Here is a 20,427-nt window from a genome sequence, read left to right on the forward strand (position 1 = left end):
TCGTTCCCCGGTTCCGGCCTCGCCAAGGGCCTGGCCGTGACCCTGCGCACGATGACGAAGCGCACGGTCACCGAGCAGTACCCGGACGTCCAGCCCGAGCTGGCGCCCCGCACCCGCGGCGTCATCGGGCTGTTCGAGGAGAACTGCACGGTCTGCATGCTGTGCGCCCGCGAGTGCCCCGACTGGTGCATCTACATCGACTCCCACAAGGAGACGGTGCCCCCGGCAGCCCCCGGAGGCCGCGAGCGCAGCCGTAACGTGCTGGACCGCTTCGCCATCGACTTCTCGCTGTGCATGTACTGCGGTATCTGCATCGAGGTGTGCCCGTTCGACGCGCTCTTCTGGTCGCCGGAGTTCGAGTACGCCGAGACGGACATCCACGACCTGACCCACGAGCGCGACAAGCTGCGCGAGTGGATGTGGACGGTGCCCGAACCGCCCGCGCTCGACCCGGGCGCCGAGCAGCCCAAGGAGATCGCCGCCGCGCAGAAGGCCGCCGACAAGCTGGCCGCCCAGCAGGCCAAGGAGGCCGCGGAGGCCGCCGCGCAGGACGCCGGGCCCGGCCCGGCCGAGGGGGAGGAAGCGTGACGCTCGCCGCCGCAAGCCACGGCTTCCTGACGCCCAGCGGCGTGGAGATCGCGTTCCTCCTCGTCGGCCTGGTCACCCTGGGCGCCGCCGTGGTCACCGTCACCACCAAGCAGCTGGTGCACGCCGCGCTGTGGCTGGTGGTCGCCCTCGGCGGGATCGCCGTGGAGTACCTCCTGCTCACCGCGGAGTTCATCGCCTGGGTGCAGGTGCTCATCTACGTCGGTTCCGTGGTCGTCCTCCTGCTCTTCGGGCTGATGCTGACCAAGGCGCCCATCGGCCGCTCGCCGGACGCCGACTCGGGCAACCGCTGGGCCGCGCTCCTGGTGGCCGTGGCCTCCGCCGCGGCCCTCGTCTGGGTCGTCGTCGACGCCTTCCGGGCGTCCTGGATCGACCTCGACGGCGCGGCCCAGGGCTCCACAGCGGTCTCCGGGCGCAGCCTCTTCCAGCACTGGGTGCTGCCCTTCGAGGCGCTGTCCGTCCTGCTGCTGGCCGCCCTCGTCGGCGCGATCGTGCTGTCCCGCAAGAACGGGGACGACGCGAACACGCCGGCCGGCCGCACCGCAGCGGGCACCGCCGCCGGCACCGTCCCCGACTCCGCACGCCGAGAGGGACAGCGCTGATGCATCTCGTCTACCCCGCCGTCCTCGCCGTCCTCCTCTTCTGCGTCGGCCTCTACGGCGTCCTCGCCCGGCGCAACGCGATCCTGGTCCTGATGTCCGTCGAGCTGATGCTCAACGCCGTCAACCTCAACCTCGTCGCCTTCGACGTCTGGCTGCGCGACGCACTCCACGCCGGCCAGGCGCTCACCCTCTTCACGATCGCCGTCGCCGCCGCCGAGATCGGCATCGGCCTCGCGATCGTCCTGCTCGTCTACCGCAACCGCGGCAGCTCCGACGTCGACCGGCTCACCGACCTCGCCGAGCGCCCCGCTGCCGACGGGGCGGACGAGCCCGCGCACCACCCGTCCGACCAGCAGGCGGAGGCCGCCGCGTGACGACCACGACCACCGCCGTCCTCGTCCCCCTCCTGCCGTTCCTCGGCGCCGCCTTCGGCCTGCTCCTCGGCCGGCGCGCGCCCGGCTTCGTACGGCCGCTGGCCGTCCTGCCGACCCTCGCAGCGGCCGTCCTGGCCGTCGTCGTGGCCGCCCGGCAGGGCGGGGGAGCGCCCGTCGACGCCGCGACGCAGCTGACCCCGACCGGCTCGGTCCCCATCGAGCTGGCCCTGCACATCGACGGCTTCGCCGCCCTGGTCGCGGTGCTCGTCGGCGCCGTCGCCACCTGCGTGCAGCTGTACTCCACCGGCTACCTGCGCGACGACCCGCGCTACGCCTCGTACGCCGCGCTGGTCTCCCTCTTCACCTCCGCGATGCTGCTCGTCGTCTACTCCGGCGACCTGATGGTGCTGCTGGTCGGCTGGGAGATCATGGGCATCTGCTCGTACTTCCTGGTCGGCCACTACTGGGAGACCGAGGCCGCCCGGTCCGCCTCCCTCAAGGCCTTCCTGGTCACCAAGCTCGGCGACGTGCCCTTCCTCTTCGGGCTCTTCGCGCTCGCCGCGGACGCCGGCACCTTCCGCATCACCGGCATCCTGAACGCCGTCGCGGCCGGTCACCTGCACCACCCGACGGTGATCGCGCTGCTGCTGCTCGCCGGTGTGGCGGGCAAGTCCGCGCAGTTCCCGCTGCACACGTGGCTGCCCGACGCGATGGCCGGCCCCACGCCGGTCTCCGCGCTCATCCACGCCGCCACGATGGTCGCGGCCGGTGTCTACTTCATCGCCCGGCTCCTCCCGGTCTTCGCGGCCTCCGCCGCCGCGCTGGTCGTACTCGCCGTGATGGCCGCAGTGACCATGATCGGCTCGGCGCTCGCGGCCCTCGCCCAGGACGACATCAAGCGCGTCCTGGCGTACTCGACCGTCGGCCAGCTCGGCTACATGACCGGCGCGCTGGCCGTCGGCGACCGCGGCGCGGCCGTCTTCCACCTCCTCTCGCACGGCGCCTTCAAGGCCCTGCTCTTCCTCGGCGCCGGCGTGATCATCCACGCGGCCGGCACCAACTCGCTCGCCGCCATGTCGCGGATGCGCGGCCTCTCCAAGCGCATCCCCGACGCGTTCTGGACGGTGACCGTGGCGCTGCTCGCGCTCGCCGCGATTCCGCCGTTCGCCGGCTTCTTCTCCAAGGAGGCCGTCCTCGGCGCCGCCGAGCACGCCGCCACCGGCGAGGCGCACCTCGCGCTCGACGGGTTCCACGGCCACCTCGGCGCCGTGCCGAGCGCGGCCGGCTGGACCGTCCTCGTCGCCGGCCTGGTCACCGCCCTCCTCACGGCCGCCTACGCGACCCGCCTCTGGCTGCTCGCCTTCTTCGGCCGCGGGCCCCAGGAGGCCCCCGACCATGGCAAGCAGCCGCTGGTGATGAACGCCGTGCTGTGGGTGCTCTTCCTCCCCACCGCAGCGTTCGGCATCGCCGCGCCCCTCCTCCCGGACTGGTTCGACGGCAACGAACTGACGCCGACCCTGGTCACCTCCGTCCTCGGCACCGGCCTCGCGCTGGCCGGCGCGCTGATCATGTACGGCGCGTGGCGGCACACCGCGGCCGTCGCGGCCCGCCGCCCGATCGGCGCGGTGGCGGTGGACCCGGACGCGGCGCCCGCGGTCTCGGAGGAGGAGGCCATCGCCACGCACGCCGCCGCCTACGGCGACAACGCCGGAGCGCCCGACCCTGCCGACCCGGGCCGGCTCCTGCTCGGCCCGCTGCACGCCCCCGCGACCTGCGGCTTTCACCTGGACGCCGCATACACCGCGCTCTTCGTCCGGCCCGTACGCGCCGCCGCCCGGCTCGTCCGCTTCCTCGACCGCGAGGTCGTCGACACGTACGTGCACGGCGCCGGCACCGGAGCCCGCTGGCTGGGCTGGGCCGTCCGCCGGACGCAGACCGGCAACGTGCAGACCTACCTCGGCGCGCTGCTCGCGGGCTCACTCGTGCTGGCCGTCGCCGCCGTCCTCGTCGCTACGGGCACGGGAGCCTGATCGTGCTGCAATCTCCCGGGGGACGCCCCCCGTACCCCCAGCCACCGTCCCGGCTCACCGGAGCCGAAACCCTGAGGAGGGCCTGACCATGAGCCACCACGCCATGCAGATCCTCCTCGCGGGCGTCGTCGTACTCCCGCTGATCGGGGCGCTCGCGGCGCTGTTCCCCGCCCCGCCCGGCCTGAAGGGCAAGAGCCCCGACCAGGCCGTGCTGCGGCACGGCGTGACCGTCACCGGCGTCGTCCTCGCCGCGGCCGTCGCGCTCGCGGCCGGCTTCGACCACGCCAAGCCCGCTGAGATGCAGGCTCAGACCGATATCAGCTGGATCCCGGCGCTGGGCATCCGTATCCACCTCGGCGTCGACGGCATCTCGCTCCCCCTCCTGGTCCTGACCGCGCTGCTGACCTTCCTCTGCGCGCTGTACTCGTACTTCAAAATGCCGGCGGGCCCGTCCCCCAAGGCATTCGTCGCGCTGATCCTCGTGCTGGAGTCCGGCACCCTGGCGACCTTCGCCGTGCTGGACCTGATGCTCTTCTTCCTCGCCTTCGAGATGGTCCTCATCCCGATGTACTTCCTGATCAACCGCTGGGGCGGCGCGAACAGGCAGTACGCGGCCTGGAAGTTCATCCTCTACACGCTGCTCGGCTCCGTCGTGATGCTGCTGGGCCTCCTCCTCATCGGCCTGAAGTCCGGCACGTTCGACATGGTGGCACTCGCCACTGACAACGGCCCTGCGTCCCAGCTCAGCCACACCGTCCAGCTGCTGGCGGTGCTCGCGATCGGCATCGGACTGGCGGTCAAGGCACCGATGTGGCCGCTGCACAGCTGGCTGCCCGACGCGCACACCGCGGCGCCCACCGTCGGCTCGGTCCTGCTGGCCGGCGTGCTGCTGAAGATGGGCACGTACGGTTTCGTGCGCATCGCGCTGCCGATCGCGCCGGACGGCATGCACACCTTCGCGCCGTACCTCGCCGCCTTCGCCGCCGTGGGCATCGTCTACGGCTCGCTCGCCTGCCTGGCGCTGGCCCGCCGCGGCGCGAAGGGCGACCTCAAGCGCCTGATCGCGTACAGCTCGGTCGGCCACATGGGCTTCGTCCTGCTCGGCATCGCCTCCATGACGCCCACCGGCATCAACGGCGCGCTCTTCGCCAACATCGCACACGGCCTCATCACCGGCCTGCTGTTCTTCCTGGTCGGCGCGCTCAAGGACCGGTACGGGACCACCGACCTGGACGCGATGGCGGGCCGCACCGGCGCCGCGCTCTACGGCCGCGCGCCCCGCTTCGGCGGCCTGCTCGCCTTCGGCGCCATCGCCTCGCTCGGCCTGCCGGGCCTGGCCGGCTTCTGGGGCGAGATGCTCGCGATGTTCGGCGCGTTCGAGCCCGCCGACGGCCTCAGCCGCCCCGCCTTCCTCACCTTCATGGCCCTGGCCGGCCTCGGCACCCTGCTGACCGCCGCGTACCTCCTGATCGTCGTCCGCCGCGTCTGCATGGGCAGCAAGGAGACCGCCGAGCAGGACGCGCTGGCCGCCACCGCCGGCGAGGGCGCGACCGCCGGGGTCACCCCGGGCCCGGCCGCCGCGACCACCGTCGCCACGGCCCCCACCGCGGTGAAGGAGCGAGCCCCCGCCGTCCCCGACATCGCCCCTTACGAGTACGTGGCCTGGACCCCGCTGGCCGCCCTCACCGTCCTCGCCGGTCTCTGGCCCGCGGCCCTGCTGGGCCTCACCGACCCGGCCGTGCAGAACCTCCTCGGAGGCGGTAGCTGATGATGACTGCCCTCGCCGCGAGCGCCGGGAGCGCCGCAGCCGACGGGACCGCCACGCAGGCCGCGGGCGGCGTCGGGAGCCTCGTCCAGTCCGTCGACTGGGTCGCCATCGCCCCGCCGACCCTGACCGCCCTCTTCGCGCTGATCGTGCTCGTCGCCGACCTCTTCGTGCCCGAGCGCCGCAAGCCGGTCCTCGGCTGGATCGGCATCGCGGGCCTGGTCCTCGCCGGGCTGTCGCTGCTGCCGATCCTCAAGGGCGACCGCACCACCTTCTGCCTCACCGGGCACCCGGAGGTGTGCAGCTACGCGGCCGACCACTTCGCGGTCGTCATCCAGCTGCTCGTCCTGGGCGGCGCGCTGCTCACCGCGCTGCTGTCGGTGAACCCGGTCAAGGACCAGAAGCTGCCCGGCGGGGAGTTCTGGTTCCTGCTGCTGTCCTCCGCCGCCGGCGCGGCCCTGCTCCCCGCGTCCCGGGACCTCGCCACGCTGGTGATCGCCCTCGAAGTGGCCTCGCTCCCGGCGTTCGCGCTCGTGGGCATCAAGCGCGGCGACCGGCTCTCCTCCGAGGCGGCGCTGAAGTTCTTCCTCTCCTCGGTCACCGCGACGGCCGTCATGCTGCTCGGCGTCAGCTTCGTGTACGCCGCCACCGGCAGCCTGCACCTGGTCCAGGTAGCCGAGGCCCTCACCCACCCGGACCCGCGGCTCGACGTGCTGGCCAAGACCGGCGTCGCGCTCACCCTCGTGGGCTTCGCCTTCAAGACGGCCGCCGCGCCCTTCCACTTCTGGGTGCCCGACACCTACGTGGGCGCGCCCCTCCCGGTGGCCGCCTACCTCTCCGTGGTCGGCAAGGCCGTCGGCTTCTCCGGGCTGATCGTCGTCACCGTCGAGGCGTTCCCCTCGTACGGCGACGTCTGGGGCCCCTTCCTGGCCGTGCTGGCCGCGCTCACCATGACGGTCGGCAACGTCGCCGCGCTGCGCCAGCGCCCCGACCGCGCCCACAGTGCTGTACGCCTGCTCGCCTGGTCCTCCGTGGGCCAGGCCGGCTACCTCCTGGTGCCGATCGCGTCCGCCGCGTACGCCGACGACGCCGCACACGCCATCGGCTCCACGGTGGCGTACGCGCTCATGTACGCGGCGGTGAACCTCGGCGCCTTCGCGGTGGCCGCCCTCGTGGCCCGCACGCACCGGCAGAACCGCATCGCCGACTACCGGGGGCTGTACGCGGCGCACCCCGTGTACGCCCTCGCGCTCGGCTTCTTCCTGCTGTGCCTGGCGGGCCTGCCGCCCGGCATCATCGGGCTGTTCGCCAAGGTCACGGTCTTCTCCGCGGCCGTGGACGCGGGCCTGGCCTGGCTGGCCGTCGTGATGGCCGTCAACGTCGTGATCGCGCTCTACTACTACCTGCAGTGGACCGCGGTCCTCTTCCGCGCACCGGAGGCCGCCCCCGAGAGCGGCGAGGCGGCGCCCGCCGCACGGCCGCGCGTCCCCGCCGCGCTCGCCACCACGGTCGGCCTCACCGCACTCGTGGGCATCGCGCTCTCCGGAGCGCCGCAGCTCGTGCTGCGCTTCGCCTCGGGGGCGCTGCTCTAGCGGTCTTCCAGAGACCCCACTCGAACGGACGAACGCGCCCCCTCCAGGGGGCAGGGAACCACGCTCCGCCGTCTGGCGTTGACCAGAAACGGAGGGTCCACTGAAAAGTGGACACGTCATCGCAAGGGTTCCCCTGCCGTACCACCTGGAGGGCGTACCGTGCACCGCCGGCACAACGGGCTCAGGACCGCAGTTCTCCTCGGGGGACTGTCCGCGCTCATCATCGTCATCGGCAGCGCGTTCGGCCGTACGGGCCTGATCGTCGCGGTCCTCGTGGCGCTGGGCACGAACGCGTACGCGTACTGGAACAGCGACAAGCTCGCCCTGCGCGCCATGCGGGCCCGCCCCGTCAGCGAGTTCCAGGCGCCCCAGCTCTACCGCATGGTCCGCGAGCTCTCGACCGCCGCCCGCCAGCCCATGCCCCGGCTGTACATCTCGCCCACCCAGGCCCCCAACGCCTTCGCCACCGGGCGCAACCCGCGCAACGCCGCGGTCTGCTGCACCGAGGGCATCCTGCAGCTGCTGGACGAGCGCGAGCTGCGCGGCGTCATCGGGCACGAGCTCAGCCACGTCTACAACCGCGACATCCTGATCTCCTCCGTCGCGGGCGCGCTCGCCTCCGTGGTGATGTTCCTGGTGAACTTCGCCTGGCTGATCCCGTTCGGCAGGTCGGACGACGACGAGGGCCCCGGACTGTTCGGCATGCTGCTGATCATGATCCTCGGGCCGGTCGCCGCGTCCCTCATCCAGCTCGCCGTCAGCCGCTCCCGTGAGTACGAGGCGGACGCCTCCGGCGCCCGGCTGACCGGCGACCCGCTCGCCCTGGCCTCGGCCCTGCGGAAGCTGGAGTACGGCACCCAGCAGCTCCCGCTGCCGCCGGAGCCCCGGCTGGAGACGGCGAGCCACATGATGATCGCGAACCCGTTCCGGGCCGGCGAGGGCCTGTCCAGGCTCTTCTCGACCCACCCCCCGATGCGCGAGCGCATCAGCCGCCTGGAGGAACTGGCAGGGTACCGACCGTGAAAACCATCCTGAACATCATCTGGCTCGTCCTGTCCGGCTTCTGGCTGTTCCTCGGCTACGCCCTGGCCGGCGTGATCATGTGCATCCTGATCATCACGATTCCCTGGGGCATAGCTTCCTTCAGGATCGGCGTGTACGCCCTCTGGCCGTTCGGCCGCACCACGGTCGACCGGCGCGACGCGGGCGCCGCCTCCTGCCTGGGCAACGGCATCTGGCTGGTGCTCGCGGGCTGGTGGCTGGCGCTCGGGCACGTCGTCACCGGCATCGCCCTGTGCGTCACGATCATCGGCATCCCGTTCGGCATCGCCAACTTCAAGCTGATCCCGGTCTCCCTGCTGCCCCTCGGCCGCGAGATCGTCCCCACGGACCGGCCCTTCGCGGCCCGCTGAGGCGGCCCCGGACGCCCCCACGGGCCCGCGCCGGGCCCGGACAGGTCCGCACACCCGCACACGCCGACGGGGCGGCCCGCAGTGCGCGGTGCCGCCCCGTCCGGCGTGTCCGTTGCCCCCTGGGCACGGTGCCTACCGGTAGTTCACGAACTGGATCGCGAAGTCCAGGTCCTTGCCCTTGAGCAGCTGCTGGACGGACTGGAGGTCGTCGCGGCTCTTGGAGGAGACGCGCAGCTCGTCACCCTGGACCTGAGCCTTGACGCCCTTGGGGCCCTCGTCGCGGATGATCTTGGCGACCTTCTTCGCGTTCTCCTGGGAGATGCCCTCCTGGAGCGAGGCGAAGATCTTGTACTCCTTGCCGGAGGACTGCGGCTCGCCCGCGTCCAGCGCCTTCAGCGAGATCCCGCGCTTGACCAGCTTGGACTGGAAGATGTCGAGGACAGCCTTCACCCGCTCCTCGGCGTTGGCGCGCATCTCGATCTTCTCGCCCGACCAGGCGATCGAAGCGTCGACGCCCTTGAAGTCGTACCGCTGCGAGATCTCCTTGGCGGCCTGGTTGAGGGCGTTGTCGACCTCCTGCCGCTCGACCTTCGAGACGATGTCGAAACTGGAGTCGGCCATCGTGGATTGGCTCCTCGTACGTAGATCCGTCAGGGACGCGGCCCGTCCCGGACCGCCCCGCAAGCCTAGCCACCCGGGCAGCGGCCCCGGCCATGGTCGGGGCGCGCGGAACCGAGTGGCGGACCACCCCCCGCCATCAGGTATGGTTTACGTCGTTGCCACGGAGCACCGCCCAGGCGGGACTCCCGGCAGCATTCCCAGGCGGTGTGCCCGAGCGGCCAAAGGGAGCAGACTGTAAATCTGCCGGCTCAGCCTTCCCAGGTTCGAATCCTGGCGCCGCCACAGGAATGGCAAAGGCCCCCACGAGAGTGGGGGCCTTTCGCGTGTGCGCCGCCCGGTGCGGCCCCGGCGAACGGCCGCCGGAGGCTCCGGTGCTCAGGCGCTCGCCGCGTTCCGTACGGCCTCGTCGACCGGGGTGTCGCCGCCGATCAGCTCCAGGGTGCGGCCGATCGTGCCCGGCTCGTCCAGCAGGGCCGCCAGGACGGCCGCCACGTCGTCCCGGGTGACGTCGCTGCGGCCCGTCGACTCCGCCAGCGCCACCCGCCCGGTGCCGGGGTCGTTCGTCAGCCGTCCCGGGCGCAGGATCGTCCAGTCCAGGCCCTTCCGGGACCGTACGTCCGCGTCCGCCGCGCCCTTCGCCCGCAGATAGGCGGCGAACACCGGGTCCGTGCCCGCCGGCGGCTCACGGTCGGCGCCCATCGACGAGACCACCACGAACCGCCGTACGCCGGCGGCCTCCGCCGCGTCCGCGAAGAGCGCGGCGGCGCCCCGGTCCACCGTCTCCTTGCGTTCGGCGCCGCTGCCCGGCCCCGCGCCCGCGGCGAAGACCGCGGCGTCCGCGCCCTCCAGATGCCGCGCGACCTCCTCGGCCGACGCCGACTCCAGGTCGCACACGACCGGTTCGGCCCCGGCGGCCAGGAGATCCCCGGCCTGCTCGGGCCGCCGGACGATGCCCGCGACCTCGTCCCCGCGCGCGTGGAGCAGCCGCTCCAGCCGCAGCGCGATCTGACCATGTCCTCCTGCGATGACAATGCGCATGATCCCGACCGTACGCCCGCGCGCCACGGGCCGGGCGGCAAAGCCCCGCACACGCCGCCGGGCGCGCGCGTTCCACGCCATCCGGCGCACAGCGCGGGCCCGGCACACGGCCGGAAGTCCCCGCGGCCGGGCGCCGCCCGAAAGGCCGTCAGAAGGCCCGCCAGGCGCCGCCCGAGGGGTGCTCAGCGCTGCGACTGCCGGGGCAGTTCCAGTGCGACCGTGGCCTCGGAGTCGCAGTACTCCCGGACCGCGCTCGTACGCGCCACCACCCGCCCCCGGTGGACCACGATCCGGCTGTACGCCAGGGACAGCGCGGACGCGATGCCGTCGCCGCGCACGGCCAGCAGCTCGGCCGGGAAACCGGCCTCCACGCGCACCTCCGGGAGGCCCAGCGTCTCCCGCGCCGCCGCGCTCACCGTCTCGTACGCGTCCTCCGGAGTCGCCTCGCCGCGCGCGGCCAGCAGGTACGCGGCCTCCAGCGGGTCGCCGCGGCCGACCGGATTGGCCGCGTCCCGGAGCGCGCCGCTGCCGGCCGTGACCCGCACTCCGGCCGCCCGCAGCAGCCGCACCGGCGCCGGGCCCGTCACCTGCGAGGAGGCCCGCTCCAGGCCCGCACAGTCGCCCTGTGGCAGGCATACGACCGTGACCCCGGCGGCGGCCAGCTGCTCGGCCGCGCGCGCCGCCACCCGCCACGGCATCCGGCCCAGGCCCGCGCACGGCCCGATCGCCACGCCGGGCCGCAGCCCGCCGGCCATCGCGGCCAGCCGGCCCAGCCGCACCGGGTCGTCGCCGTCGGTGTGCAGGTCGACGGCGCAGCCGTACTCGGCGGCCAGCTCCAGGACCGTTTCCGCGTACCCCGCGGGATCGGGGTCCAGGTCGGGACAGCCGCCGACGACGGCGGCGCCCATCTTCACCGCGTCCCGCAGCATCGCCAGCCCGTCGGCGCCCGCGGCGCCGGTCAGCAGCCGGGGCACGGCCACCGCGGTGAGGTCGACGAGCCCGTGCAGCGTCCTACGGGCGTGCAGGACCGCCTCCAGGCCGCGCAGTCCGGAGACGTCACCGATCCGTACGTGCGTCCGCAGGGCCGTCGAGCCGTGCCCGAGGTGCAGCAGCGCCGCCTCGGTGGTGCGGCGCTGGACGTCGTCCGGGGTGTCGGGGGCGGGGCCGCCGCAGTCGGCGGTCAGCGCCGTGTCGCAGTGCGCGTGCGGCTCGGCGGGGGCCGCCAGCAGCAGGTAGCCGGACAGGTCGATGCGGGGGCCCCGGGCGTCCAGCCGGCCCGCCGTGCCGACCGCCTCGATGCGTGCGCCGCCGAGCCGTACGTCCACCGTCCGGCCGTCGGCCAGCCGGGCGCCGCAGAGCGTCAGGGTGCCCGCCTCGGCCCGCTCGGCACGGCCGGCCCCGTGCGGCTTCCCCGGCTCAGGCGTCTGACTGCTGTCGGCCATCGCGCTCCTAGGGGTGCAAGATCACGCAGCGTGCTCCGAGCCTAGGCCGCGGTAAGGGCGCCTTCGAGCAGGCGCGGAATAGTCGTACCGGTGTGGTCCACGAGGCAGTTGTGGCGCCGAGCCGATACGGATTTCACGTTTGGCTGTCGGCCGTGTAATGTCTTCATCGCTCGCCCCAATAGCTCAGTCGGCAGAGCGTCTCCATGGTAAGGAGAAGGTCTACGGTTCGATTCCGTATTGGGGCTCTGGTGTGTGAGGTACTCACCTTCGGGTGAGTCCCACGCGCATCACAGCGGTGTAGCTCAGTCGGTAGAGCAAGCGGCTCATAATCGCTGTGTCACCGGTTCAAGTCCGGTCACCGCTACACACAGTAGCCGATTGTGGGGTCGGTCCTCCGATCGGCTACTCTTTATGCGTTAATCCGTCCATCTTGTTCGTCAAGGAGCACTCACGTGGCTGCCACCGACGTCCGCCCGAAGATCACGCTGGCCTGCGTGGAGTGCAAGGAGCGGAACTACATCACCAAGAAGAACCGGCGCAACAACCCGGACCGTCTTGAGATGAAGAAGCACTGCCCGCGTTGCAACTCGCACACCGCGCACCGCGAGACGCGATAACAAAGGCACTGCCCTGAAGCAGTAACTACGAGGCCGCCCCCACACCGGGGGCGGCCTCGTAGCGTTGGAGCCTGCGTGACACCCCAGGAGGTTGCGAGCCATGGCGCTCGACCAGTCCTTTGTCGGACGGACGTATCCGCCCACCGCGCCGTATGAAGTGGGCCGCGAGAAGATCCGGGAATTCGCCGAGGCGATCGGCGACGCGAACCCGGTCTACACGGACACCGAGGCCGCCAAGGCGCTCGGTCACTCCGATGTGATCGCTCCGCCGACTTTTGTGTTCGCCATCACATTCAAGGCGGCGGGCCAGGTGATCGAGGACCCGCAGCTGGGTCTGGACTACAGCCGGGTGGTGCACGGCGACCAGAAGTTCTCGTACACCCGTCCGGTGCGCGCGGGTGACCGGCTGACCGTCACCTCCACCATCGAGTCGATCAAGTCCCTCGCGGGCAACGACATCCTCGACGTCCGCGGCGAGGTGTACGACGAGGCCGGCGAGCACGTGGTGACGGCCGTCACCAAGCTGGTGGCCCGCGCGGCCGACGAGGAGGGCTGAAGGCGATGACGGCGAAGATCTCTTACGACGACGTCGAGGTCGGCACGGAGCTGCCGGCGCAGTCCTTCCCCGTGACACGCGCCACACTCGTGCAGTACGCGGGCGCCTCCGGCGACTTCAACCCGATCCACTGGAACGAGAAGTTCGCCAAGGAGGTGGGCCTCCCGGACGTCATCGCGCACGGCATGTTCACCATGGCCGAGGCGGCGCGTGTGGTGACGGACTGGGCGGGCGACCCGGCCGCGGTGGCCGAGTACGGTGTGCGCTTCACCAAGCCGGTGGTCGTGCCCAACGACGACGAGGGCGCGGTGATCGAGGTCTCGGGCAAGGTCGCGGCGAAGCTCGACGACGAGGCGCGGACCGTGCGGGTGGACCTGACGGCCACCAGCGCCGGGCAGAAGGTGCTCGGCATGTCGCGCGCGGTCGTGCGGCTCGCCTGAGGCACCCGGAGGACGAGGGGCGCTCCCGGCCCATGCCGGGGGCGCCCCCGTACTCTTGAGGGGTGCAGGAACTTCACGACGCCCCCCTCGCCCCCCTGACCACCTTCCGGCTCGGCGGACCCGCCGCGCGGCTCGTCACGGCCACGACCGACGACGAGGTGATCGCCGTCGTCCGCGAGGCGGACGCGACCGGCACGCCGCTGCTCCTGATCGGCGGCGGATCGAACCTGATCATCGGCGACAAGGGCTTCGAGGGCACGGCGCTGCGCATCGCGACCCGCGGCTTCGAGCTGAACGGCACGGAGCTGACCCTCGCGGCCGGCGAGAACTGGTCCGATGCCGTGGCCCGCACGGTCGAGGCGGGCCTGGCGGGCGTCGAGTGCCTGGCCGGCATCCCCGGTTCGGCGGGCGCCACGCCCATCCAGAACGTGGGCGCGTACGGCCAGGAAGTGTCGTCCACCATCACCGAAGTGATCGCGTTCGACCGCCAGGCGGACAAGACGGTGACGCTGACGAACGCCGAGTGCGACTTCTCGTACCGGCACAGCCGCTTCAAGGAGCACCCCGAGCGGTACGTCGTCCTGCGCGTCCGCTTCGCCCTGGAGGACGCCGGCGGGCTGTCCGCGCCCCTGAAGTACCCCGAGACGGCCCGCGTGCTGGGCGTCGAGGCGGGGGACCGGGTGCCGGCGGCGACCGCCCGCGAGACGGTGCTCAAGCTGCGCGCCGGCAAGGGCATGGTCCTCGACCCCGAGGACCACGACACCTGGTCGGCGGGGTCCTTCTTCACCAACCCGATCCTCACGGCCGAGGAGTACGCGGAGTTCGTCGCCAAGGTGCACGCACGCCTCGGCGACGAGGTCATGCCGCCCGCCTTCCCCACCGGCGACGGACGGACCAAGACCTCCGCCGCCTGGGTCATCGACAAGGCCGGCTTCACCAAGGGCTACGGCGACGGGCCGGCCCGGATCTCGACCAAGCACACCCTCGCGCTCACCAACCGCGGCACGGCGACGACCGAGGACCTGCTCGCCCTCGCGCGCGAGGTGCGCGACGGAGTGCGCGCGGCCTTCGGGGTGACGCTCGTCAACGAGCCCGTGATGGTGGGCGTCGGCCTCTGAGGCGTCGGCCTCTCAGGCGCGCGGGGCGCTGCGCCCATGAGGCCACCCCTGAGGCGCCCGGAGCGCAGCGCCTAGTAGGTCACCCCTGAGGCGCGCCGGGCGCGGCGCCTAGTAGGCCACGCCCACGCCCTGCTTCAGGGTGGCCGGGTCGCCGATCATCGTGAGCATCGCGTGGGCCACGTCCGCGCGGGAGATCGTGCGCCCGCTGCGCGGGCCGGTGCCGACGGCCGTGCGGTATCTGCCGGTCAGCGGCCCGTCGGTCAGCTTCGGCGGGCGGACGGCCGTCCAGTCCGTCGCGGAGCGGGCCAGCTCGGCCTCCATGGCGGTGAGGTCGGTGTAGACGTCCTTCAGGAGCGCGCCGATCACCGCCCGTACGACGCGGTCGAGGAGCGGATCGCCCTCGGGGGCCGGCCCTACGGGCGCCGCGCTCACCACCAGGAGGCGCCGCACGCCCTCCGCCTCCATGGCGCGCAGCACGGGGACGGTCACCCGGGTGGCGGTCCCCGCCCCTGCCTCCTTGCGGGAGCGCGCGCCCAGCCCGGAGAGGACCGCGTCCCGCCCCGCCACCGCCGGGCGCAGCGCCCCGGGGTCCGTGAGGTCCGCGCGGAACACCTCCAGACCCGGCCCCGTGACCGTGAGCCGCGCGGGATCGCGCACCACCGCCGTCACCTCGTGCCCCGCCGCCAGGCCCTGCCTGACGAGCTCCTGTCCGATGCCGCCGGTCGCGCCGAAGACCGTGAGCCGAAGCGCCATGACGTACCTCCTGGAGGCCGGTCGCGAAAGGGTGAGTGAGTACTCACCCACCCTTAGGGTGAGCGAATGCCCACCCCGAAGTCAACGCCTGCCAGGATCCTCGACGCGGCGCACGAACTCCTGCGTACCGCCGGCCTCGCGCGCACCACGACCAAGCAGATCGCCCGGGCCGCCGGCTGCTCCGAAGCCGCGCTCTACAAGCACTTCGCGAGCAAGGAGGAGATCTTCGTACGGGTGCTCCAGGAACGGCTGCCGAGCGTCGGCCCGCTCCTGGACGAGCTGACCGCCGACCCGGGGGACCGCACCGTCGAGGAATGCCTGACGGCCGTCGCGCGCCGGGCGCTGGACCTGTACACGCAGACCCTGCCGATCGCCGGCTCGCTCTTCGCCGAGCCCGCGCTGCTGCGGCGGCACCAGGAAGGTCTGGCGGAGCTCGGCACGGGCCCCCGCCAGCCGCTCGACCAGCTCGCGCGCTACCTCCGCAGGGAACGGGACCGCGGCCGCATCCGTGCTGACGCCGACCCCGAGGCCGCCGCCGCGCTGCTGCTCGGGGCCTGCTTCCAGCGGGTCTTCCTCACGGCCTTCGCGCAGGCGGACGCCGGCGCGGGCGAGGGGACGGGCGACTTCGCGGCGGAGGTGGCCCGTACGGTCCTCACGGGCATCGGCTGAGGCCCGTACGCCGGGGTCCCGCGGGGCGCGTGGCGCTCAGTCCGCCAGCCAGGCGTCGATGTCCGCCAGTATCCGCCGCTGCACGTCCGCGGGCGCGCGGGAGCCGCGCACCGACTGCCGGGCCAGCTCGGCCAGTTCGGCGTCCGAGAAGCCGTGGTGCTCGCGGGCGATCTCGTACTGCGCCGCCAGCCGCGCCCCGAAGAGCAGCGGGTCGTCCGCCCCGAGGGCCATCGGCACCCCGGCGTCGAACAGCGTCCGCAGCGGCACGTCCTCGGGCTTCTCGTACACGCCCAGCGCCACGTTCGAGGCCGGGCACACCTCGCAGGTCACCCCGGAGTCCGCCAGCCGCGACACCAGCCGCGGGTCCTCGGCGGCCCGCACACCGTGGCCCACCCGGCCGGCGTGCAGGTCGTCCAGGCAGTCCCGGACGCTGGCCGGCCCGGACAGCTCACCGCCGTGCGGCGCGGCCAGCAGCCCGCCGTCCCGGGCGATGGCGAACGCCCGGTCGAAGTCGCGCGCGAAGCCGCGCCGTTCGTCGTTGGAGAGGCCGAAACCGACCACCCCGCGGTCGGCGTAGCGCACCGCGAGCCGGGCCAGCGTACGGGCGTCCAGCGGGTGCTTCATGCGGTTCGCCGCGACCAGCACGCGCATCCCGAGCCCGGTCTCGCGGGAGGCCGCAGCCACGGCGTCGAGGATGATCTCCAGCGCCGGAATCAGCCCGCCCAGCCGGGGCGCGTACGAGGTGGGGTCGACCTGGATCTCCAGCCAGCGGGAGCCGTCCCTGACGTCCTCCTCGGCCGTCTCGCGCACCAGCCGCTGGATGTCCTCGGGCGATCTCAGGCAGGACCGTGCGATGTCGTACAGCCGCTGGAATCTGAACCAGCCCCGTTCGTCGGTCGCCCGCAGCTTCGGCGGCTCGCCGCCGCTCAGCGCCTCCGGCAGGTGCACGCCGTACTTGTCGGCGAGCTCCAGCAGGGTCGAGGACCGCATGGAACCGGTGAAGTGCAGATGGAGATGGGCCTTGGGCAGCAGACGGAGATCTCGGACACGCACCATTCCAGGATCTTGCCGCACGCAACCGCCGATCCGGTAGGCCCCTCCCCGAACGGAGGGTTCCGCGAACAGACGAACGGCGGGTCCCGGACAACTTCCGGTACCCGCCGTTCACCAGGGCCTCACGCGACGCGCGACCACATACGAAAATCCGTACGTGGGGTCACTTCGCCTCGGCCAGCAGCTTCTGGATGCGCGACACGCCCTCGACGAGGTCCTCGTCCCCGAGCGCGTACGAAAGGCGCAGGTAGCCCGGCGTGCCGAAGGCCTCGCCCGGGACGACCGCGACCTCGGCCTCCTCCAGGATGACCTCGGCCAGCTCCACGCTGGTCTGCGGCCGCTTGCCGCGGATCTCCTTGCCGAGCAGGCCCTTCACCGAGGGGTACGCGTAGAACGCGCCCTCCGGCTCCGGGCACACGATGCCGTCGATCTCGTTCAGCATCTGCACGATCTTCTTGCGGCGCCGGTCGAAGGCGACCTTCATCTCGTCGACGGCCTTCAGGTCGCCCGAGACGGCCGCGAGGGCGGCGGCCTGCGCGACGTTGGAGACGTTCGACGTGGCGTGCGACTGCAGGTTGGTCGCGGCCTTGATGACGTCCTTCGGGCCGATGACCCAGCCCACCCGCCAGCCGGTCATGGCGTACGTCTTGGCGACGCCGTTGACGACGATGCACTTGTCGCGCAGCTCCGGGACGACGACCGGCAGCGAGGAGAACTCCGCGTCGCCGTAGACGAGGTGCTCGTAGATCTCGTCCGTCATGACCCACAGGCCGTGCTCGGCGGCCCAGCGGCCGACGGCCTCGACCTGCTCGCGGCTGTAGACCGCTCCGGTCGGGTTGGACGGCGACACGAAGAGCACCATCTTGGTGTTCTCCGTGCGGGCGGCCTCCAGCTGCTCCACCGTCACCCGGTAGCCGGTGGTCTCGTCGGCCACGACCGGGACCGGGACACCGCCCGCGAGCTGGATCGACTCGGGGTAGGTGGTCCAGTACGGGGCCGGCACGATGACCTCGTCGCCCGGGTCGAGGACGGCCGCGAACGCCTCGTAGATGGCCTGCTTGCCGCCGTTGGTCACCAGGATGTTGGCGGCCTCGACCTCGTACCCCGAGTCGCGCTTCGTCTTCTCGGCGATGGCCTGCTTGAGCTCCGGGAGGCCGCCGGCCGGCGTGTAGCGGTGGAACTTGGGGTTGCGGCAGGCCTCGACGGCGGCCTCGACGATGTAGTCCGGGGTCGGGAAGTCCGGCTCACCGGCGCCGAAGCCGATCACCGGGCGCCCGGCGGCCTTGAGGGCCTTCGCCTTGGCGTCCACGGCCAGCGTGGCGGACTCGGAGATCGCGCCGACACGGGCCGACACGCGACGCTCGGTAGGGGACTGTGCGGGTGGAGTAGCAGCACTCATACCTGCATCGTCGCAGACCGGCCGGATGCCCGGCACGGGGGTTTGTCCCGGCGGCCCCGGAGGTTCCCGTTCGACGCCCGGCCGCCGACCACGTACACTCGTCCACCGTTGGCTCCCGACGGGTCGTCGTCGGCCGCGCACACAGTGCACCGGTCGATGCTGTAGGTTGGGGGAACCACAAAGGGTCGTAGCTCAATTGGTAGAGCACTGGTCTCCAAAACCAGCGGTTGGGGGTTCAAGTCCCTCCGGCCCTGCTACACGCACTTCATCACCGGGGTGCGTGCACGCGTACGTAAGGCAATGCACCGCCGTGCGGGCTCTACCGGGCGCGGCACGGCCACGACCCGGATTCAGGTGAGGACGAGTGACGGACGCCCTGGGCTCCATCGACATGCCTGAGCGTGGCCGTTCCGACGACGACGCGACCGAGTCGAAGTCGAAGAAGAAGCCCCGTCGCGGCGGCAAGCGCGGCAAGAAGGGCCCGCTCGCCCGCCTCGCGCTGTTCTACCGCCAGATCATCGCGGAGCTCCGCAAGGTCGTCTGGCCGACGCGCAACCAGCTTTCGACGTACACCACCGTGGTGATCGTCTTCGTAGTCATCTGCATCGGTCTCGTGACCGTGATTGACTTGGGAATCAAGGAAGTCGTCGATTACGTCTTCGCCTGATCCCGCGATGGGCGCCTGAAGCGGGCGCCCGTTCGCATGTTCAACCCCTTGAAGCCAGGAAGAAGCAGCCACAGTGTCTGACCCGAACCTGAACGAGCCCGCCGAGCCCGTCGCGGCGGCAGCGGCCGACGTCGACGCGACGGCTACGGCCGAGGTCGAGGGCGACGACACCCCGCAGGAGATCGTCGAGGGCGCCGACGCCGTCGACGAGCTCGACGCGGAGGACGCTGCCGCCGGCGAGTCCGCCGAGGAAGCCGCGGTGCACGCCGAGACCGCCGAGGAGGCCGACGAGGCCACCGCCGAGGACGCCGAGGACGCGGCCGAGGAGGAGCCGGCGGACCCGATCGCGGCGCTCCGCGAGGAGCTGCGCGGCCTGCCCGGCGAGTGGTACGTCATCCACACCTACGCGGGCTACGAGAAGCGCGTGAAGGCCAACCTGGAGCAGCGCGCCGTCTCGCTCAACGTCGAGGACTTCATCTACCAGGCCGAGGTCCCCGAGGAAGAGATCGTCCAGATCAAGAACGGCGAGCGGAAGAACGTCCGTCAGAACAAGCTCCCGGGCTACGTGCTCGTGCGCATGGACCTGACGAACGAGTCCTGGGGCGTCGTCCGCAACACCCCGGGCGTCACCGGCTTCGTGGGCAACGCCTACGACCCGTACCCGCTGACCCTGGACGAGATCGTCAAGATGCTCGCCCCGGAGGCCGAGGAGAAGGCCGCCAAGGAGGCCGCCGAGGCCGAGGGCAAGCCGGCGCCGCAGCGCAAGGTCGAGGTCCAGGTGCTGGACTTCGAGGTGGGCGACTCGGTCACCGTCACCGACGGCCCGTTCGCCACGCTCCAGGCCACGATCAACGAGATCAACGCCGACTCGAAGAAGGTCAAGGGCCTCGTCGAGATCTTCGGCCGCGAGACCCCGGTCGAGCTGAGCTTCGACCAGATCCAGAAGAACTGACCGTTCTCCTGGCAGGGCGTCCGGGGGCCGTCCCCGGGAATGACGTCGAGCAGGTCAGGCGGGTCCTCACGGGCCGCCTGACCTGCTCGGTTTTTGGCCGCACAGTCATACCCGTTATCGTTGTGCGGTATGCCTGCATCCGGATGACCGGATCGCACGGCGAAACACCTCTCACAGCCGCGTGAGCCGAAGGGGACGACTGTCTGGTCCCCCGGGGGCGAGCGCGGAACAACAGGACCCGGAGAGAGCATGCCTCCCAAGAAGAAGAAGGTCACGGGGCTCATCAAGCTCCAGATCCAGGCCGGTGCCGCCAACCCGGCCCCGCCGGTCGGCCCCGCGCTGGGTCAGCACGGCGTGAACATCATGGAGTTCTGCAAGGCCTACAACGCCGCGACCGAGTCGCAGCGTGGCTGGGTCATCCCGGTGGAGATCACGGTCTACGAGGACCGTTCGTTCACCTTCATCACCAAGACCCCGCCGGCCTCCAAGATGATCCTGAAGGCCGCGGGCGTGGAGAAGGGCTCCGGCGAGCCGCACAAGACCAAGGTCGCCAAGATCACGGCCGACCAGGTCCGCGAGATCGCCACCACCAAGATGCCCGACCTGAACGCCAACGACCTGGACGCCGCGTCGAAGATCATCGCCGGCACCGCCCGTTCCATGGGCATCACGGTCGAGGGCTGATCGAGCCTCGTATGGCCACCGTGGCAGGGCCAGGCGC

Annotated in this window: 22 protein-coding genes and 4 tRNA genes; 20 read left to right on the forward strand and 6 right to left on the reverse strand. The window is 71.9% G+C overall.

All coding sequences use genetic code 11. From position 1 onward, the window contains the following. Nucleotides 1-51 precede the first annotated feature (51 nt). From C3486_RS07475 to C3486_RS07510, 8 genes are all read left to right on the forward strand, one after another. Nucleotides 52-588 (forward strand): NADH-quinone oxidoreductase subunit I, encoded by a 537-nt coding sequence (locus tag C3486_RS07475; RefSeq protein ID WP_103831875.1) that lies wholly within the window; start codon nucleotides 52-54, stop codon nucleotides 586-588. Continuing rightward, nucleotides 585-1,208, forward strand: coding sequence for an NADH-quinone oxidoreductase subunit J (locus tag C3486_RS07480; RefSeq protein WP_103831804.1), 624 nt, complete (start codon nucleotides 585-587; stop codon nucleotides 1,206-1,208). The genes C3486_RS07475 and C3486_RS07480 overlap by 4 nt, the downstream gene beginning before the upstream one ends. Further along, entirely contained in the window at nucleotides 1,208-1,582 is a 375-nt protein-coding gene (nuoK, locus tag C3486_RS07485; RefSeq protein ID WP_103831805.1) for an NADH-quinone oxidoreductase subunit NuoK, read from the forward strand. The genes C3486_RS07480 and nuoK overlap by 1 nt, the downstream gene beginning before the upstream one ends. Continuing rightward, complete coding sequence (locus C3486_RS07490) at nucleotides 1,579-3,612, forward strand: NADH-quinone oxidoreductase subunit L (protein ID WP_103831806.1); 2,034 nt, start codon at nucleotides 1,579-1,581, stop codon at nucleotides 3,610-3,612. Before nuoK ends, C3486_RS07490 begins: the two co-directional genes overlap by 4 nt. A gap of 88 nt (nucleotides 3,613-3,700) precedes the next feature. After that, on the forward strand, nucleotides 3,701-5,380 hold the full coding sequence (locus tag C3486_RS07495; protein ID WP_103831807.1) for a NuoM family protein: 1,680 nt from the start codon (nucleotides 3,701-3,703) through the stop codon (nucleotides 5,378-5,380). 2 nt (nucleotides 5,381-5,382) lie between these two features. After that, a complete protein-coding gene (locus C3486_RS07500; RefSeq protein WP_103831876.1) occupies nucleotides 5,383-6,969 on the forward strand; it encodes an NADH-quinone oxidoreductase subunit N in 1,587 nt (528 codons plus the stop codon). Between the two features lie 159 nt (nucleotides 6,970-7,128). Further along, entirely contained in the window at nucleotides 7,129-7,992 is an 864-nt protein-coding gene (gene htpX / locus C3486_RS07505) for a zinc metalloprotease HtpX (protein WP_103831808.1), read from the forward strand. Next, entirely contained in the window at nucleotides 7,989-8,381 is a 393-nt protein-coding gene (locus C3486_RS07510) for a YccF domain-containing protein (RefSeq protein WP_103831809.1), read from the forward strand. Before htpX ends, C3486_RS07510 begins: the two co-directional genes overlap by 4 nt. A 132-nt stretch (nucleotides 8,382-8,513) precedes the next feature. On the opposite strand, the gene C3486_RS07515 is transcribed toward C3486_RS07510, so the two are convergent. Then, nucleotides 8,514-9,002 (reverse strand): YajQ family cyclic di-GMP-binding protein, encoded by a 489-nt coding sequence (locus C3486_RS07515; protein ID WP_103831810.1) that lies wholly within the window; start codon nucleotides 9,000-9,002, stop codon nucleotides 8,514-8,516. A gap of 200 nt (nucleotides 9,003-9,202) precedes the next feature. Between C3486_RS07515 and C3486_RS07520 the strand changes: the two genes are divergently transcribed. Continuing rightward, nucleotides 9,203-9,284, forward strand: a tRNA-Tyr gene (locus C3486_RS07520). A 93-nt stretch (nucleotides 9,285-9,377) separates the two neighbouring features. Here C3486_RS07520 and C3486_RS07525 read toward each other — a convergent pair. Further along, nucleotides 9,378-10,040, reverse strand: a complete 663-nt coding sequence (locus C3486_RS07525; protein ID WP_103831811.1) for an NAD(P)H-binding protein — start codon at nucleotides 10,038-10,040, stop codon at nucleotides 9,378-9,380. Between the two features lie 182 nt (nucleotides 10,041-10,222). Continuing rightward, complete coding sequence (locus tag C3486_RS07530; protein WP_103831812.1) at nucleotides 10,223-11,482, reverse strand: amidohydrolase family protein; 1,260 nt, start codon at nucleotides 11,480-11,482, stop codon at nucleotides 10,223-10,225. Between the two features lie 172 nt (nucleotides 11,483-11,654). Here C3486_RS07530 and C3486_RS07535 point away from each other — a divergent pair. The 6 genes from C3486_RS07535 to C3486_RS07560 all read left to right on the forward strand — a co-directional run bounded on the left by C3486_RS07535 (nucleotide 11,655) and on the right by C3486_RS07560 (nucleotide 14,213). Beyond that, nucleotides 11,655-11,727, forward strand: a tRNA-Thr gene (locus tag C3486_RS07535). A gap of 46 nt (nucleotides 11,728-11,773) precedes the next feature. Continuing rightward, nucleotides 11,774-11,846: transfer RNA gene (locus C3486_RS07540), tRNA-Met, on the forward strand. A gap of 88 nt (nucleotides 11,847-11,934) precedes the next feature. Next, nucleotides 11,935-12,099, forward strand: coding sequence for a 50S ribosomal protein L33 (rpmG, locus tag C3486_RS07545; RefSeq protein WP_003956487.1), 165 nt, complete (start codon nucleotides 11,935-11,937; stop codon nucleotides 12,097-12,099). A 100-nt stretch (nucleotides 12,100-12,199) separates the two neighbouring features. After that, nucleotides 12,200-12,655: a MaoC family dehydratase N-terminal domain-containing protein gene (locus C3486_RS07550; RefSeq protein ID WP_103831813.1), complete on the forward strand. Its 456-nt coding sequence runs from the start codon at nucleotides 12,200-12,202 to the stop codon at nucleotides 12,653-12,655. A gap of 5 nt (nucleotides 12,656-12,660) precedes the next feature. Then, a complete protein-coding gene (locus C3486_RS07555) occupies nucleotides 12,661-13,095 on the forward strand; it encodes a MaoC family dehydratase (protein WP_103831814.1) in 435 nt (144 codons plus the stop codon). 62 nt (nucleotides 13,096-13,157) lie between these two features. Next, nucleotides 13,158-14,213, forward strand: coding sequence for a UDP-N-acetylmuramate dehydrogenase (locus C3486_RS07560; protein ID WP_103831815.1), 1,056 nt, complete (start codon nucleotides 13,158-13,160; stop codon nucleotides 14,211-14,213). A gap of 108 nt (nucleotides 14,214-14,321) precedes the next feature. On the opposite strand, the gene C3486_RS07565 is transcribed toward C3486_RS07560, so the two are convergent. After that, nucleotides 14,322-14,966, reverse strand: a complete 645-nt coding sequence (locus C3486_RS07565; RefSeq protein ID WP_103831816.1) for an NAD(P)-dependent oxidoreductase — start codon at nucleotides 14,964-14,966, stop codon at nucleotides 14,322-14,324. A gap of 66 nt (nucleotides 14,967-15,032) precedes the next feature. Between C3486_RS07565 and C3486_RS07570 the strand changes: the two genes are divergently transcribed. Further along, the gene (locus C3486_RS07570; protein ID WP_103831817.1) at nucleotides 15,033-15,635 is read left to right on the forward strand and encodes a TetR/AcrR family transcriptional regulator; all 603 of its coding nucleotides are present in this window, start codon (nucleotides 15,033-15,035) and stop codon (nucleotides 15,633-15,635) included. A gap of 36 nt (nucleotides 15,636-15,671) precedes the next feature. On the opposite strand, the gene C3486_RS07575 is transcribed toward C3486_RS07570, so the two are convergent. After that, nucleotides 15,672-16,691, reverse strand: coding sequence for an adenosine deaminase (locus C3486_RS07575; RefSeq protein ID WP_103831818.1), 1,020 nt, complete (start codon nucleotides 16,689-16,691; stop codon nucleotides 15,672-15,674). A gap of 160 nt (nucleotides 16,692-16,851) precedes the next feature. Beyond that, entirely contained in the window at nucleotides 16,852-18,087 is a 1,236-nt protein-coding gene (locus tag C3486_RS07580; protein WP_103831819.1) for a pyridoxal phosphate-dependent aminotransferase, read from the reverse strand. A 181-nt stretch (nucleotides 18,088-18,268) separates the two neighbouring features. Between C3486_RS07580 and C3486_RS07585 the strand changes: the two genes are divergently transcribed. The 4 genes from C3486_RS07585 to rplK all read left to right on the forward strand — a co-directional run bounded on the left by C3486_RS07585 (nucleotide 18,269) and on the right by rplK (nucleotide 20,390). Then, nucleotides 18,269-18,341 (forward strand) — tRNA-Trp (locus C3486_RS07585). 110 nt (nucleotides 18,342-18,451) lie between these two features. Continuing rightward, entirely contained in the window at nucleotides 18,452-18,754 is a 303-nt protein-coding gene (secE, locus tag C3486_RS07590; protein ID WP_103831820.1) for a preprotein translocase subunit SecE, read from the forward strand. Between the two features lie 73 nt (nucleotides 18,755-18,827). After that, nucleotides 18,828-19,706 carry a transcription termination/antitermination protein NusG gene (gene nusG / locus C3486_RS07595; RefSeq protein ID WP_103831821.1) on the forward strand — a complete coding sequence of 293 codons (879 nt, stop codon included), beginning with the start codon at nucleotides 18,828-18,830 and terminating at the stop codon, nucleotides 19,704-19,706. 249 nt (nucleotides 19,707-19,955) lie between these two features. Beyond that, complete coding sequence (rplK, locus tag C3486_RS07600) at nucleotides 19,956-20,390, forward strand: 50S ribosomal protein L11 (RefSeq protein ID WP_030262765.1); 435 nt, start codon at nucleotides 19,956-19,958, stop codon at nucleotides 20,388-20,390. The last annotated feature ends 37 nt before the right edge of the window (nucleotides 20,391-20,427 follow it).

Origin of the sequence: Streptomyces sp. Ru73, from assembly GCF_002920575.1 — a bacterium.
Lineage (GTDB): Bacteria > Actinomycetota > Actinomycetes > Streptomycetales > Streptomycetaceae > Streptomyces.

Bases quoted from the DNA above. Each gene is read 5' to 3' on its own strand.
- C3486_RS07530 (WP_103831812.1), bottom strand. From the start codon at position 11,482: ATGGCCGACAGCAGTCAGACGCCTGAGCCGGGGAAGCCGCACGGGGCC.
- C3486_RS07555 (WP_103831814.1), top strand. From the start codon at position 12,661: ATGACGGCGAAGATCTCTTACGACGACGTCGAGGTCGGCACGGAGCTG.
- rplK (WP_030262765.1), top strand. From the start codon at position 19,956: ATGCCTCCCAAGAAGAAGAAGGTCACGGGGCTCATCAAGCTCCAGATC.
- C3486_RS07580 (WP_103831819.1), bottom strand. From the start codon at position 18,087: ATGAGTGCTGCTACTCCACCCGCACAGTCCCCTACCGAGCGTCGCGTG.
- C3486_RS07550 (WP_103831813.1), top strand. From the start codon at position 12,200: ATGGCGCTCGACCAGTCCTTTGTCGGACGGACGTATCCGCCCACCGCG.
- nuoK (WP_103831805.1), top strand. From the start codon at position 1,208: ATGCATCTCGTCTACCCCGCCGTCCTCGCCGTCCTCCTCTTCTGCGTC.
- C3486_RS07570 (WP_103831817.1), top strand. From the start codon at position 15,033: ATGCCCACCCCGAAGTCAACGCCTGCCAGGATCCTCGACGCGGCGCAC.
- C3486_RS07475 (WP_103831875.1), top strand. From the start codon at position 52: ATGACGAAGCGCACGGTCACCGAGCAGTACCCGGACGTCCAGCCCGAG.
- C3486_RS07495 (WP_103831807.1), top strand. From the start codon at position 3,701: ATGAGCCACCACGCCATGCAGATCCTCCTCGCGGGCGTCGTCGTACTC.
- C3486_RS07575 (WP_103831818.1), bottom strand. From the start codon at position 16,691: ATGGTGCGTGTCCGAGATCTCCGTCTGCTGCCCAAGGCCCATCTCCAT.
- C3486_RS07525 (WP_103831811.1), bottom strand. From the start codon at position 10,040: ATGCGCATTGTCATCGCAGGAGGACATGGTCAGATCGCGCTGCGGCTG.
- C3486_RS07515 (WP_103831810.1), bottom strand. From the start codon at position 9,002: ATGGCCGACTCCAGTTTCGACATCGTCTCGAAGGTCGAGCGGCAGGAG.
- C3486_RS07500 (WP_103831876.1), top strand. From the start codon at position 5,383: ATGACTGCCCTCGCCGCGAGCGCCGGGAGCGCCGCAGCCGACGGGACC.
- C3486_RS07565 (WP_103831816.1), bottom strand. From the start codon at position 14,966: ATGGCGCTTCGGCTCACGGTCTTCGGCGCGACCGGCGGCATCGGACAG.